At 69.7% G+C, this 14,041-nt stretch carries 15 protein-coding genes; 9 read left to right on the top strand and 6 right to left on the bottom strand.

The window, feature by feature from the left end:
* Positions 1-29: 29 nt before the first annotated feature.
* Together fliD and PGN16_RS13010 are read left to right on the top strand one after the other, a co-directional pair.
* A complete protein-coding gene (fliD, locus tag PGN16_RS13015) occupies positions 30-1,574 on the top strand; it encodes a flagellar filament capping protein FliD (protein WP_335309818.1) in 1,545 nt (514 codons plus the stop codon).
* 19 nt (positions 1,575-1,593) lie between these two features.
* Entirely contained in the window at positions 1,594-1,992 is a 399-nt protein-coding gene (locus tag PGN16_RS13010) for a flagellar export chaperone FliS (RefSeq protein WP_184505205.1), read from the top strand.
* Between the two features lie 96 nt (positions 1,993-2,088).
* On the opposite strand, the gene PGN16_RS13005 is transcribed toward PGN16_RS13010, so the two are convergent.
* The 5 genes from PGN16_RS13005 to argH form a co-directional block, all read right to left on the bottom strand.
* On the bottom strand, positions 2,089-3,045 hold the full coding sequence (locus PGN16_RS13005; protein WP_335309817.1) for a zinc transporter ZntB: 957 nt from the start codon (positions 3,043-3,045) through the stop codon (positions 2,089-2,091).
* Entirely contained in the window at positions 3,042-3,797 is a 756-nt protein-coding gene (locus tag PGN16_RS13000) for a precorrin-2 dehydrogenase/sirohydrochlorin ferrochelatase family protein (protein WP_335309816.1), read from the bottom strand. The genes PGN16_RS13005 and PGN16_RS13000 overlap by 4 nt, the downstream gene beginning before the upstream one ends.
* 238 nt (positions 3,798-4,035) lie before the next feature.
* Positions 4,036-5,292 carry a diaminopimelate decarboxylase gene (lysA, locus tag PGN16_RS12995; RefSeq protein WP_335309815.1) on the bottom strand — a complete coding sequence of 419 codons (1,257 nt, stop codon included), beginning with the start codon at positions 5,290-5,292 and terminating at the stop codon, positions 4,036-4,038.
* A 19-nt stretch (positions 5,293-5,311) separates the two neighbouring features.
* Complete coding sequence (locus PGN16_RS12990) at positions 5,312-5,545, bottom strand: hypothetical protein (protein WP_335309814.1); 234 nt, start codon at positions 5,543-5,545, stop codon at positions 5,312-5,314.
* Complete coding sequence (gene argH, locus PGN16_RS12985) at positions 5,542-6,900, bottom strand: argininosuccinate lyase (protein ID WP_335310336.1); 1,359 nt, start codon at positions 6,898-6,900, stop codon at positions 5,542-5,544. The genes PGN16_RS12990 and argH overlap by 4 nt, the downstream gene beginning before the upstream one ends.
* Positions 6,901-6,916: 16 nt before the next feature.
* Between argH and PGN16_RS12980 the strand changes: the two genes are divergently transcribed.
* From PGN16_RS12980 to PGN16_RS12950, 7 genes are all read left to right on the top strand, one after another.
* Complete coding sequence (locus PGN16_RS12980; RefSeq protein ID WP_335309813.1) at positions 6,917-7,504, top strand: TlpA family protein disulfide reductase; 588 nt, start codon at positions 6,917-6,919, stop codon at positions 7,502-7,504.
* Positions 7,505-7,616: 112 nt separating this feature from the next.
* Entirely contained in the window at positions 7,617-8,537 is a 921-nt protein-coding gene (locus tag PGN16_RS12975) for a DMT family transporter (RefSeq protein WP_335309812.1), read from the top strand.
* Positions 8,534-9,202 (top strand): COQ9 family protein, encoded by a 669-nt coding sequence (locus tag PGN16_RS12970; RefSeq protein ID WP_335309811.1) that lies wholly within the window; start codon positions 8,534-8,536, stop codon positions 9,200-9,202. Before PGN16_RS12975 ends, PGN16_RS12970 begins: the two co-directional genes overlap by 4 nt.
* A gap of 60 nt (positions 9,203-9,262) precedes the next feature.
* Positions 9,263-9,526 carry a FeoA family protein gene (locus PGN16_RS12965; RefSeq protein WP_335309810.1) on the top strand — a complete coding sequence of 88 codons (264 nt, stop codon included), beginning with the start codon at positions 9,263-9,265 and terminating at the stop codon, positions 9,524-9,526.
* Between the two features lie 22 nt (positions 9,527-9,548).
* Positions 9,549-11,399 carry a ferrous iron transporter B gene (gene feoB / locus PGN16_RS12960; RefSeq protein ID WP_335309809.1) on the top strand — a complete coding sequence of 617 codons (1,851 nt, stop codon included), beginning with the start codon at positions 9,549-9,551 and terminating at the stop codon, positions 11,397-11,399.
* A 9-nt stretch (positions 11,400-11,408) separates the two neighbouring features.
* Positions 11,409-11,987, top strand: coding sequence for a single-stranded DNA-binding protein (ssb, locus tag PGN16_RS12955; protein WP_335309808.1), 579 nt, complete (start codon positions 11,409-11,411; stop codon positions 11,985-11,987).
* Positions 11,988-13,535 carry a PAS domain-containing protein gene (locus tag PGN16_RS12950; RefSeq protein ID WP_335309807.1) on the top strand — a complete coding sequence of 516 codons (1,548 nt, stop codon included), beginning with the start codon at positions 11,988-11,990 and terminating at the stop codon, positions 13,533-13,535. It begins immediately after the preceding gene.
* A 67-nt stretch (positions 13,536-13,602) separates the two neighbouring features.
* Here PGN16_RS12950 and PGN16_RS12945 read toward each other — a convergent pair whose 3' ends face one another.
* Positions 13,603-14,034: a response regulator gene (locus tag PGN16_RS12945; protein WP_335309806.1), complete on the bottom strand. Its 432-nt coding sequence runs from the start codon at positions 14,032-14,034 to the stop codon at positions 13,603-13,605.
* Positions 14,035-14,041: the final 7 nt, after the last annotated feature.

Genomic DNA, 14,041 nt, shown 5'->3' with positions numbered 1-14,041 from the left:
CGCCGCGCGCGGCCGTTTAGGAGAGCATCATGGCGACGATCAGCAGCACGAGCACGAGCAGCACGGCGACGACGACGAAAACGTCGTCGACGACGTCGACCACCAAGACCGGCAGCGCGGCGTCGATCAACAAGTCGACCGCCAACTCGATCCTGACCTCGCTCGGCTCGGGCTCGGGCGTCGACACCGATACTTTGGTCACGCAGCTCGTCGACGCGCAGTTCGCCGCCAAGCGCGCGCAGATCACCGCCAAGACCGACAAGCTGACCGCGCAGATTTCCGACGCGGCGACGCTCAAGAATTTCGTCAGCGACTTCGCCAAGGCGGTCAACACGCTGGTCACCGGCGGTACGCTGGCGACGCAGCCGAACGTCAGCGATCCGAAGGTGGCCGGGGCGACCGCGATCTCGGGCGCGCCGATGTCGGCCACCGCCTCGGCGAACGTCACCGTCACCTCGCTCGCCACGGTGCAGACCGTCACCAGCGCGAAGCTCGGCAAGACCGATCAGTTCGGCACCGGCAAGCTGACGATCAACATCGGCACCGCGAACTACACCGCGGGCAAGATGGACAGCCTGACGGTCGGCAAAGCAAGCGACGGCACCGACCTGTCGTTCGACGTCGACATCGCGCCGCCGAACGACACGCTCTCGGGCATCGCCGCCGCGATCAACGCCAAGAACACCGGCGTCACCGCCGCGATCATCACCGATGCCGACGGCGGCGCGTTCCTGTCGCTCAAGGGGCAGAGCGGCACCGCGCAGGCGTTTTCGGTGAAGGGCACCGGCGGCACGCTCGACACGCTCAGCGTCGGGCCGGATGCGACCGGGACCTCGAAGATGGCGGTCGTCGGCCAGTCCGCCAACGCCAAGCTGTCGGTGGACGGCGTGTCGGTCGAGCGGCCGAGCAACGAGATCAGCGATCTGGTGCCGGGCGTGAAGCTGACGCTGGCCGGCACCGGCTCGATGACGCTGACCGGCACGCGTCCCGACACCGCGCTGACCAACGGCGTCAAGGACTTCGTCGAAACCTTCAACCAGTTGCTCAACGAGGTGAAGCAGCAGACCAACGCGGTCGACGGCAGCCTGCGCGCCGATCCGGCCGCCAAGCAGTTGCTGCGCAACCTGCAGGGCTTTGCGAGCAAGACGTTGCTTCCCGACGCCCCGGCGGGCACACCTTCGACACTGGCCGGGATCGGCGTCACCACCGACAAGACCACCGGCGAGCTGACGATCGACGATGCCGCGCTGACCAAGGCGATGAAGGACTCGCCCGATTCGATCCAGGCGATGTTCACGCCCAACAGCTTCGGCGCGACCGGCATCAACGCCGCGATGCAATCGCTGAAGCTGTCGTCGGGCAGCACGCTCTACGGGCTCGGCGCGACCGACCTGAAGCTGCGCAAGGCGCAGGACGATCTGACCAAGGAAAGCGCCAAGATCGACGATCAGGCAACGCGCTTCTCGGCGCGACTGACGCAGCAATATGCCAGCATGAACTCGCGCGTGTCGGCCTATAAGCAGACGCAATCGTTCATGAAGCAGCAGATCGACGGCTGGTACAAGTCGAGCTGATCGGGAGAGACGACAGATCATGGCCTACGCCTCTTCCCTGCTGCGCGATCCGGCGCGCACCTATCGCGAGATCGACCTCGCCGGCCGCACCGCCGCGGCCGACGGTCCGGCGCTCGTGCAATTGCTGTACGAGGAGCTGACGCAGGCGCTGCGCGTCGCCGCGTGGGCGGCCGACCGCAAGCAGTTCGCGACCCGCAGCGAACGCATCACCCGCGCCACCGCGATCCTGTTCGCGCTGGAGGCCAATCTCGACTTCGAGAAGGGCGGCGACGTGTCGCGCGCACTGGCGCGTTTCTACGGCGGGTGCCGGCGGCAGGTGATCGAGGCGAGCATCGGCACCGATGGCGCACCGTTCCGCGCGGTCGCCGCCGAGCTGGAGGAAATCGCCAGCGCATGGCGGCAGGCGCGCGCGGCGTAACCTGCGCCACACCGTCATTGCGAGCGTAGCGAAGCAATCCAGGGCCGGATCAGGACGCCCTGGATTGCTTCGCTACGCTCGCAATGACGACGACGATTACCCCCGGAACCAGTGCCGTCGCACGAACCACACGACGATCCCCGCCGCGATCACCGCGCAGGCACCGGCGATGGCGTCGAACGCCCATGGCTCCTCGGCATAGGGCAACCCCTTGACGTTCATCCCGTACAGCCCGGTCAGGAACGTCAGCGGCAGGAAGATCATCGCAACCATCGCGATCACCAGACTGCGCTGGTCGAGCTGTTCGGCGCGCAGGTCGGTCAGCGCCTCGTGCATCAGCGCAGCGCGTTCGCGGATCGCCTCGACCTCCTCGGCCATGCGCGCGGCACGGTCGGCGGCGGCGGAGAGATGCGCGCGATCGTCCTCCGCCAGCCAGTCGCCCGGCAGCGTCGCCAGCCGCTCCAGCGCGGCGCGCTGCGGGCTGAGGAAGCGACGGTAGTTGATCGCCTCCGAGCGCATCCGCGTCACCGAACGGCGCAGCTCGAAGACATGGTGCGCGCTCAATTTCTGCTCGCAATCGTCGAGCCCGTCGCCGAGGTCGGCGACGACCGGGTCGAGATCCTCGGTGATCGCGGTGGCGATTGCGGCGATCAGGTCGCCGGGGTCGCGCAGCTCGCCGCGCTCCATCTGTTCCTCGACGCGCGCCAACGTCACCAGCCGCTTGCGCGAGACGGTGATGACGCGGCCCTTGGTGGCCCAGATGCGGATCGAGGCGAGCACGTCCGAGGTGTCGAGCGGCTCGTCGGTGCGCCCGCGCAGGTTGACGAATGCGCCGTGCCCGATCTTTTCGGCGCGCGGGCGCGTCTCGGCGGCGGTCAGCGCGTCGACGGTGAAGGTGTTGAGCCCGGCGGCGTCGCGCAGCCACGCCTGCGCCTCGGCGGCGTTGGAGGCGAGATGCACCCAGCGGAACGCCGCCTCGCCCGTCAGCGCGGCCTTTGGCGTGACCTTCTCGACCGTGCCATCGTCACCGACGCGCCATGCCACGCCGCTCATGCGCGCATCCCGATATCGACGGTCAGCCCGGTGCCGTCCGTCGGCGGTCCGTCGCATTGCTCGCGCGCGGCATCGGCGCGCGCGCGGTCGAGGATCGCGGCGGGAACATCGGCGCGGTGCGTGACGCGGTCGGCGGCGGCGAGCAGCCGTGCCTGTCGCAGCGTGAGGTCGTCGGGATCGCACGAGGCGAGCGCGAGCCGCACGACGCCGGTCGTGGCGCTTCCGGCGAGCACGGCTTCTGCGGCATCGCGCCCGTCGTAATCGGCGAGCGGGTCGAGCGCCGCGCCGGGGGCGAGCGCCGCACCGATCGCGCGCCGTCGTTCTCCGCCGTCCGGCAGCGCGGCGCGCAACGTCGCACGCGCACCGTGCAACGCCTCGGCGAGCCGCCCGAGCGAGGCGGGCAGTACCGCCTCCAGCCGCTGCCGCACCGCCGCTGCCAGCCCGGCGGAGACGCCGCCAGTGCCGATCGCGACCAGCACCGGCGCACGATCGACGATCGCGGGCAAGGTAAAGTCGCAGAGTTCGGGGCGGTCGACCGCGTTGACCAGCACGCCACGCGCCTTGAGCCGTGCCACCGCTTCGTCGTCATCGGCGACAATCGCGAGGCGGGCGTCGGGGTGATCCTCGCCGACGACGATCGCCCCGGCGCGTTCGAGCAACCGGCGTTTTGGCTCCGCCGCCTCGCCCTCGCCGATGAGGATCACCGAGCGGCCGTTCAGGCGGACGAAGAGCGGGAGGCTGTGGAGCGTCATGCCGCGCAACCCCGAGCCGTCATTGCGAGCGTAGCGAAGCAATCCAGGGCGTGGCGCGCTGGGCTCTGGATTGCGTCGCTGCGCTCGCAATGACGAGCGAAGGCGCCTCCCTCCCATGCCGTCTCCCCGGCGGAGGCCGGGGTCCAGTGGCGAGCGGCGCGTGTGATGCGGCTTCGTCCCCCAACTGGGCCCCGGCCTCCGCCGGGGTGACGGTATACGGCAAAGGTCACGCCCGCCCCTACAACCACTCCGGCACGCGCTCCGCGGCGAGGATCGTCTCGGCGGCGATGCGGTCGGCGACCACCGCATAACGGTCGCCGTCGACCAGCACCTCGGGCACCAGCGCGCGGCTGTTGTAGGTCGACGCCATCGTCGCGCCATACGCCCCAGCGGTGCGCAGCACGGCGAGGTCGCCGCCCCGCACCGCGTCCATCTCGCGCGCCATCGCGAAGGTGTCGCCGGTCTCGCACACCGGCCCGGCGACGTTCGCCGTCATCCGCTCGCCGCTCGGCGTCACCGCATCGACATCGTGCCATGCGTCGTACAGCGCCGGACGCGCCAGATCGTTCATCGCCGCGTCGACGATCACATAGGGGTGCACGACCCCCGGCTTCACCCAAATCACGCGCGTCAGCAGCACCCCGGCATTGCCCGCGATCACGCGGCCGGGCTCGAACATCAGCTGGACGTCCCAGCCCTTCGTCACCCGCTCGACCATCGCGCCATATTCGGCCGGGGTGCGCGGATCGTCGCCGGCCTTGTAGCGGACGCCGAGCCCGCCGCCGAGATCGACGCGCGCCACCTGATGCCCCGCCGCGCGCAACTCGTCGACCAGCGCCTTCACGCGCCGATACGCTGCCTCGAGCGGGGCGAGGTCGAACAACTGGCTGCCGATATGGATCGCGACGCCCTGCATCGACAGGCCGGGCAGCGCGGAAAGCCGCGCGTACATCGCCGGGGCCTGATCGATCGGCACACCGAACTTGTTCTCCTTGCGCCCGGTCGAGATCTTGGCGTGGGTGCCCGCATCGACGTCCGGGTTCACCCGCAGCACCGCCCGCGCGGTCAGCCCGCGTTCGTGCGCCAGCTGCGCGAGGACGACGCCTTCTTCCTCCAGCTCGAGGTTGAACTGGCCGATCCCGGCCTCCAGCCCGCGCAGCAATTCGGCGCGGGTCTTGCCGACGCCGGAGAAGACGATCCCGCTCGCCGGAATCCCCGCCGCCAGCGCGCGCGCCATCTCGCCGCCGGAGACGACATCGGCGCCATAACCCTCGGCAGCGACGACGCGCAGCACCGCGAGGTTGGGGTTGGCCTTGATCGCATAGGCGAGATGCACGTCGGGCACCCCGGACAGCGCGTCGCGGAACGCGCGCGCCTGTGCGCGGAAGGCGGCGGCGGAATAGACGTAGACGGGGGTGCCCACCTCGTCGGCGATGCGGGTCAGCGGCACGCCCTCGCACCACAAGGCGCCGTCGCGGTAATGAAAATGGTCCATGGTCACTCGCAGAAAATCGTCAGCGTGGGGGAAGGTCGAACGGGTCGGGCTCCCGTTTCTGCGAGCTTTTCAACACTTCCCCGGTCCGCTGCGGCCGCGCCTGCACCGAGGGGGTGAGCAGGTCGGCGACCGCCGGCTGCTGCGCCGCGCCGTACGGCGTGACCGGCATCGCCTGCCCCGGTGCGGGCTTCAGCGCCTGCGTCGACCCGCACGCGGCGAGCGGGAGCGCGGCGACGAGCAGCAGCGCCCTCACGCGCGCGCCGCCCGGATCGCGGCGCGGACGTTGTCGGGGGCGGTGCCGCCGAAGCTCCTGCGGCTCGCCACCGACGCGTCGACCGACAGCACGCCGTACACCGCGTCGGTGATCCGCGCGTCGATCGCCTGCAAATCGGCGAGCGGCACCTTGTCGAGCGTGCAGCCGAGCGCCTCGGCCCGCGCCACCGCGCGGCCGGTGATGTGATGCGCCTCGCGGAACGGCACATCGGCCTCGCGCACCAGCCAGTCGGCGAGGTCGGTCGCGGTGGCGAAGCCGCTCTCCGCCAGCGCACGCATCCGGTCGGTGCGGAAGGTCGCGCTCTCGATCATGCCGGTCATAGCCGCGATCGAGATCGCCAGCAGGTCGTGGCATTCGAAGACCGGCGGCTTGTCGTCCTGCATGTCCTTGGAATAGGCGAGCGGCAGCCCCTTCATCGTCACCATCAGGCTGACGAGGCAGCCGGTGATGCGCCCGCTGTGCCCGCGCACCAGCTCGGCGGCGTCGGGGTTGCGCTTCTGCGGCATGATCGAGCTGCCGGTCGACCATTGGTCGCTGAGCGACACGAAGCCGAACGGCTGCGACGCCCATAGCACGAACTCCTCGGCCAATCGGCTGAGGTGGAGCGAGCATTGCGCGGCGGCGGTCAGATAGTCGAGCGCGAAGTCGCGGTCGCTGACCGAATCGAGGCTGTTGCGCGTCGGCCCGTCGAAGCCGAGCGCGGCGGCGGTGGCGTGGCGGTCGACCGGGAAACCGGTCCCGGCCAGCGCCGCCGCACCCAGCGGGCAGAGGTTGCCGCGCGCGCGATTGTCACGGAAACGGCTGACGTCGCGCGACACCATCTCGTGATAGGCCATCAGATGGTGGCCGAGCGTCACCGGCTGCGCGGATTGCAGGTGGGTAAAGCCGGGCATCACGCTGCCGGCATGTTCCTCGGCGCGCGCCAGCAGCGCGGCGTCGAGCGCGTCGAGCGCGGCCAGCACCTGATCGGTCGCGTCGCGCACCCACAGCCGAAAGTCGGTCGCGACCTGGTCGTTGCGGCTGCGCGCGGTGTGGAGCCGGCCCGCGGCGGCGCCGATCGCGTCGGACAGCCGCGCCTCGGTCAGCATATGGATGTCTTCCATCGCCAGATCGTCGGGCACGCCGTCTGCGGCATAGCCCGCCGCGACCTGCTCCAGCCCGTCGCGGATCGAGGCTGCATCCTCTTTCGAAACGATACCCTGATCGGCGAGCATCGCGACATGCGCGCGGCTGCCCGCGACGTCCTGCCGCCACATCCGCTTGTCGAAGGGGATGGACGCGTTTATCTCGCGCATCACCGCGGCCGGCCCTTCGGCGAACCGCCCGCCCCACATCTGGTTGGAACCGCTCATGGCATCCCGCGTCGCGATCGTCTGTCTCCTCGGCACCGCGCTGGCTATGGCGGCGTGCGATAAGCCGTCCCCGCGCAACGGGCAAGCGGGCGGGCAAGCGGAGGTTGCCAGCAGCGACGAAGTTCCGGCGACGTCCGCGCCGAAGGTCGACAAGATCGATCGCAGCCACAAGGGCGAGGCCGCACCCGATGTGTCCTTCACCCCCGCCGCGGGCGGCGCGGCGACCAAGCTGGCGGCGTTCAAGGGCAAGCCGGTGCTGGTCAATCTGTGGGCGACGTGGTGCGCGCCGTGCGTCAAGGAGATGCCGACGCTCGACGCCGCCGCCGCGACGCTTGGCGACAAGTTGCCGGTGCTCGCGATCAGCCAGGACATGGAGCCCGCCAAGGCGACCGCCTTCCTCGCGCAACGCAAGTTCACGCATCTGCGCGCGTTTCTCGATCCGAAGCTGGGGCTGAGCACCGGCTATGGCGCGAACCTGCCGACGACGATCCTGTACGGCGCGGACGGCAAGGAGATCTGGCGCGTGACCGGCGATTTGGACTGGACGGGGGCAGAGGCGAAGGCGCTGCTCGCCGAGGCGGCGTAAGAGGCGGCAACCCTTTCCCGTCATTGCGAGCGCAGCGAAGCAATCCAGAGCCGCACCAGGACGCCCTGGATTGCTTCGCTGCGCTCGCAATGACGATTCGTACAGGAACAACATGACCCGCCCCGCCCCCACCAGCACCGCGCCCGCGCTCGTCGCGGTGATCGTCGCGAACGCCGCGCTCGCGTTCGGGCCGCTGTTCGTTCGCGTTGCGGACACCGGACCGGTCGCGGCAGCGTTCTGGCGGATGGCGCTGGCGGTCCCGATGCTCGCGGCGATCGCGCTCATCACCCGCCAGCCGGGAACCGCCGCACCGTCGCGGCGCGTGTGGCTGTTCGTGGCGCTTGCCGGGGTCGCCTTTGCCGCCGATCTCGGGACATGGCACCTCGGCATCCTCCACACGACGATGGCCAATGCGACATTGCTCGGCAATTCGGCGACCTTCCTGTTCCCGCTGTGGGGGTTCCTCGTCGCGCGCGCCTGGCCGACGCGGATGCAGGGCGTCGCGCTGCTGCTCGCCGCCGCAGGGGCGACGCTGTTGATGGGGCGGTCGTACCAGCTCGACCCGCGGCACCTGGCCGGCGACCTGCTGTGCATCGTCGCGGGCGTGCTCTACGCGCTCTACTTCATCCTGATGTCCGACGTGCGCCGCGCGCTCGCGCCGTGGCCGGCGCTGGCGCTGTCGTCGCTCGCCTCGCTGCTGCCGCTGCTCGGCTATGCGCTGGTGCTCGGCGAGCGCGTGATGCCGCAACACTGGACGCCGCTGATCGCGCTGGCGCTGGTCTGCCAGCTGCTCGGGCAGGGCTGCATGATCTATGCGCTCGGCCGGCTTTCGCCGCTGGTGATCGGGCTGGCGTTGCTGATCCAGCCGGCGGTGGCGGCGACGATCGGCTGGGTGCAGTTCGGCGAGGCGCTCGCCGCGCCGGACTTTGTGGGGATCGCGATGATCGCTGCGGCATTGGTGCTGGTGCGCGACACGCGCCGCAATGCTAAGGAGCCGGCACCCGCCAATCCGGTGCCGGAGGAGATGCGATGACCGAGGATCTGACGCCGGACGACCTGACGCTGGACGAGGTGCGCGCGCGGCTCGCCCCCGCGATCGCCGCCAATGCCGCGTTCGACGGCTGGGGCGACACCGCGCGCGATCTCGCCGCCGAACAACAGGGCATCGACCCCGATGTCGCCCGACTCGCCTTCGCGGATGGTCCGGTGGCGATGATCGATGCGTGGTTCGCGCACGTCGATGCCGAGATGGCGGCGGCGCTGCCGCCGGGGACGCTGGCGGCGATGAAGATCCGCCAGCGCATCACCGCGTTGGTCGAGACGCGGCTGGCGGTACTCGCGCCCGAGCGGGAAGCGCTGCGCCGTGCGCGCGCGATCCTCGCGCTGCCGGTCAACGTCGCCGCCGCCGCGCGGCTCGGCTGGCGCAGCGTCGACGCCATGTGGCGGCTGGCCGGCGATAACGCGACCGATTACAATCACTTCACGAAGCGCGCGATGCTGCTGGCGGTCTATGCCGCCACCACCACCGTCTTCCTCGACGACGACAGCGAGGAGCAGGCGGACACGCGCGCCTTCCTCGCGCGCCGCATCGACGGGATCATGCGCTTCGAAAAGGCCAAGGCGCAATTCAGCCGGCGGACGCAACACCGCCCCAGCCTCAGCCGCTTCGTCGGTCGGCTGCGCTACCCGGTGGTCTGAGCGGCCGAACCACGTCACTCGCTAATTGATAATCAATCTCACTGCGCTTATAGAAGCGCGGTGACCACGCCCATCAGCCTCGAAACGCTCCCGCGGCATCAGGCCGCCATCGTCGACGACATCGATTGGTCGCGACTCGCCACGCCCGAGGCGCGGCGTCTGCGCGAACTCGGATTCGATTCGGGTGTGCCGGTGCAGGTGCTGCACCGCGCCCGGCTGGGCGGCGGGCCGGTCGCGTGCCGGATCGGACGGATGACGGTGGCGCTGCGCCGCGCGGTTGCCGGCGCGATCCGCGTGTCGGTCGAACCGCTCCCCGCCGAGTGACGCGCCCCCGGCGCCACGCGTGATGGAAATGCCCCCGCTGGTCGCGATGGTCGGCAACCCCAATGCCGGCAAGAGCGCGCTATTCAACGCGCTGACCGGCGCGCGGCAGAAGGTCGGCAATTATCCCGGCGTCACGGTCGAGCGGCATTCGGGCCGGCTCGCGCTGGATGACGGTCGCCCGGTCGAGCTGGTCGACCTGCCCGGCGCGTACAGCCTCGAACCTTCTTCTCCCGACGAGCGCGTGACCCGCGACGTGCTGCTCGGCACGCAAAGCGGCGAGCGGCGTCCCGACGCGCTGGTCGTGGTGCTCGACGCCGCCAATCTCGACAATCACCTGCGCTTCGCGATGCAGCTGATCGCGCTCGGGCTGCCGGTGGTGGTCGCGCTCAACATGGTCGACCTGGCCGAGCGCGACGGGCTGGTGCTCGATCCGGCGGTGCTGGAGCGTGAGCTGGGCGTGCCGGTCGTTCCGACCGTCGCGGTGCGTCGTCGCGGGATCGACACGCTGCGCGCGACGCTGACCGGCCTCGTCGGCACTCCCGCAGCCACGGTCGCGCCCGCCGAAGCGGTCGAGGATATCCGCACGCTGCAACGCCGCGCCCGCGCGCTGTCGAAGGCGGCGACGATCAGCGAGACGCCGACGCGCCGCTGGCATCATGCGCTCGACAGCGTCGCGCTACACCCGGTGTTCGGGCCGATCCTGCTCGTCGCCTTGCTGTTCGTGATGTTCCAGGCGGTGTTCAGCTGGTCCGAAACGCCGGTAGGCTGGATAGAGGACGGGTTCACCGCGCTGGAAGCCGCGATCAAGGGCATGATGCCCGACGGGTTCCTGCGCTCGCTGCTCACCGACGGCGTGATCGCGGGCGTCGGCGCGGTGGTGGTGTTCCTGCCGCTGATTCTGATCCTGTTCCTGTTCATCCTCGTGCTGGAAGCGTCGGGCTATATGGTTCGCGCCGCGTTCCTGCTCGACCGGTTGATGGCCGGGGTCGGGCTGTCGGGGCGGGCGTTCATCCCGCTGCTGTCCAGCTTCGCCTGCGCGGTGCCCGGGATCATGGCGACGCGCACGATCGACGACGAGAAGGACCGGCTGACCACGATCCTGATCGCGCCGCTGATGACCTGCTCGGCACGGTTGCCGGTCTATACGATCATCATCGGCGCGTTCATCCCGGCGCGGCAGGTGGCGCCGTTCGTCGGGTTGCAGGGACTGGTGCTGCTCGGCCTCTATCTGATGGGGATCGTCGGCGCGTTCGTCGCCGCGCTGGTGCTGCGCCGTACCGTGACCAAGGGCGAAAGCTCGGGCTTTATGATGGAGATGCCCAAATACCAGCTTCCGCGGCTCCATGATGTCGCGATCGGGCTGTGGAGCCGCACGACGATCTTCCTGAAGCGCGCGGGCACCACGATCGCGCTGACCACGGTCGTGCTCTGGGCGCTGCTCAGCTTCCCGCAGGCGCCCGCCGGACAGAAGCAGGTCGATTATTCGGTCGCCGGGCGGATCGCGAGCGGGCTGGAGGTGGTCGTCCGTCCGATCGGCTTCAACCACGACATCGCGCTCGCGTTGATCCCGGCGATGGCGGCGCGTGAGATCGCGGTGGCGGCAATCGGCACCGCTTACGCGATCGACGATACCGAGGATGCGTCGGGCGCGAAGAGTTTGGTCGATCATCTGCGCGGGCGCTGGTCGCTGCCGACCGCGCTCGCCTTCCTGATGTGGTTCGTCTTCGCCCCGCAATGCATCAGCACGATCGCGGTGACGCGGCGCGAGACCAACGGGTGGAAGTGGCCGGTGTTCATGTTGGCTTATCTGTTCGTGACCGCCTATGTCATGGCCGGAATCACGTTTTGGCTGGCGACGTTCGCCGGTCTCTAAGAGGGCTTCATGGCAGGCAGCGTCAACAAGGTCATTCTCGTCGGCAATCTCGGGCGCGATCCCGAGTCGCGCTCGTTCCAGAACGGCGGCAAGGTGGTGAACCTGCGCATCGCGACGTCGGAATCGTGGAAGGACCGCAACACCGGCGAGCGCAAGGAAAAGACCGAATGGCATTCGGTCGCGATCTTCAACGAAGGGCTGGCGAACGTCGCCGAGCGCTTCCTGCGCAAGGGCAGCAAGGTCTATATCGAGGGCCAGCTCCAGACGCGGAAGTGGCAGGACCAGCAGGGGCAGGACCGTTACTCGACCGAGGTGGTGCTCCAGGGCTTCAACTCGGTGCTGACGATGCTCGACGGTCCGGGCGGCAATTCGGGCGGCGGTAGCGGCGGTGGCCGTGACGACTTCGGCGGCGGCGACGATTTCGGCGGCGGTGGCGGCTATGGCGGCGGGTCGCGGGGTGGCGGCAGCGGCGGCGGGTCGCGTGGCGGCGGCAGCAGCGGTGGTGCCGGTGGCGGCGCGCGCAGTGGCGGTGGCAGCAGCTATGGCGGCGGCTTCGCGGACGACCTCGACGACGATGTGCCGTTCTAAGTGACCGGGCAACGCACCGACCGTCTGGAGATCTGCCCCGAGGCGCTGGACGAGGCGAAGCGGTCGCAGGTGCTTGCCGCCTACGATGTGGAATCGCTGCGCGGCGCGGCGGCGCTGAAGCAGATCACCGACTTCGCCGCGCATCTGTGCGGCGTTCCGGTCGGGATCGTCAGCATCCTCGACACCGATCACCAGACCTTTCTCGCGCGGACCGGCTACCCCGACGGCCCGGAGCCGCCGCGCGAATATTCCTTCTGCGGCCATGCGATGTGGGGCGACGGGTTGATGGTCGTCCCCGACGCGACCGCCGACCCGCGCTTCGCGGCCAATCCGCTCGTCACCGGCGAGATGAACCTGCGTTTCTACGCCGGTGCGCCGCTGATCTCCGACGACGGTTTTCCGATGGGGTCGCTGTGCGTGCTCGATACCGTGCCGCACCCGGAAGGGCTCAACGCGTTGCAGCGCGAGGGGCTGACGGTGCTCGCTGCCAACGTCCTCGCCCGGCTGCGCGACTCCCGCGAGGGTGCGGCACGCCGCGCCTCGGTCCATCGCGCCCGCACCGAAGCGGCTGACAGCGAAACGCGCTTCCGCATCCTTGCCGACACGATGCCGCAGATGGTGTGGTCGACGCTGCCCGACGGCTATCACGATTATTACAATGCGCGCTGGTATGCCTTCACCGGCGTGCCCGAGGGGACGACCGATGGCGAAGCCTGGAATGGCATGTTCCACGCCGACGACCAGCCGCGCGCCTGGGCGGCCTGGCGCCACTCGCTGGAAAGCGGCGATCCGTATGAGATCGAATACCGCCTCCGCCATCACGACGGCACCTATCGCTGGGTGCTTGGCCGTGCGCTGCCGATCCGCGATGCCGGGGGCGCGATCACGCGCTGGTTCGGCACCTGCACCGACATCCACGAACAAAGGAGCGCGCTGGAGCAGCGCGAGATCGTCAGCCAGGAGCTGAGCCACCGCATCAAGAACATCTTCTCGGTCGTCGCCGGGCTGGTGCATCTGACAGGGCGCACGCATCCCGAACTGGCCGGCCTGCTCGGCGAGTTGCGGCAGCGGATCACCGCGCTAGGCCGCGCGCACGATTTCGTCCGTCCGCACAGCGACCAGTCGCGCCCGACGCTGCGGCAGGACAGCCTGCACGGACTGCTCCGCGAGCTATTCTCTCCCTATCAGGCGCAGGAGGGCGACCGGATCACGATCGCCGGCGCCGACGTGACCGTCGACGATCGCGCCGCCACCCCGCTGGCGCTGATCTTCCACGAGCTGGCGACCAACGCGAGCAAATATGGTGCGCTGTCGGTCGCCGGGGGACAGGTCGCGCTGACGATCGCGATCGAGGCGGACGATGTCGTGATCCACTGGTGCGAACGCGGCGGGCCGCCGCTGTCGGGAAGCCCGATGCAGGACGGCTTCGGCTCGCAACTGATCGAGATGAGCGCCGCGCGTCAGTTGGGCGGCGCGGTCACGCGGGCGTGGCCGGTCGAGGGTCTGGAACTGACGGCGCGCGTGCCGCGGGTGGCGTTCAGCCGGTAGGACTGTGCCTGCGTCGCTCCCGAAGCACGCTCCCGATCGTAGCCGACATTCAGCCGCGCGCGAACGCTCAGCCCGCCTGCACGGCCCCGTCGTCGCCGGCAGGCGACATGGGCGTCCAGCGCACGAAGTCGAGGCACTCGCCCGCCGCCTCGTCCGCCTGCGCCGCCGTTCGCGCCGCCGCGAGGATCGCCTCCTCGTTGAAGGGCTTGCGGACATACCCCAACGCCGCGTCGCGGTTGGTGATCTGCCCCGGATTGGCGGTCACGAACACGACCTTCACGCCGTAATCGCGCGCGATCCGTTCCGCGATCTCCGGCCCGGTCGCGCCATCGCGCAGGTTCACGTCGACGAAGGCGAAGCCGCAGCCGGGCGCTGCCTCCAGCGCGGTGCGCGCGTCCGCGGCGATCGCGGCCACGCGATAGCCCGCGTCTTCCAAAATCCGTTCGAGGTCCAGCGCCACGAAGATCTCGTCTTCGACGATCAGCGCGGTCGCGGTCATGTCGGCA

Origin of the sequence: Sphingomonas phyllosphaerae (assembly GCF_036946485.1) — a bacterium.
Classification (GTDB): Bacteria; Pseudomonadota; Alphaproteobacteria; order Sphingomonadales; family Sphingomonadaceae; genus Sphingomonas; species Sphingomonas phyllosphaerae_E.
Note: the sequence above shows the minus strand (reverse complement) of the source record. Positions and strands in the feature narration are given on the sequence as shown.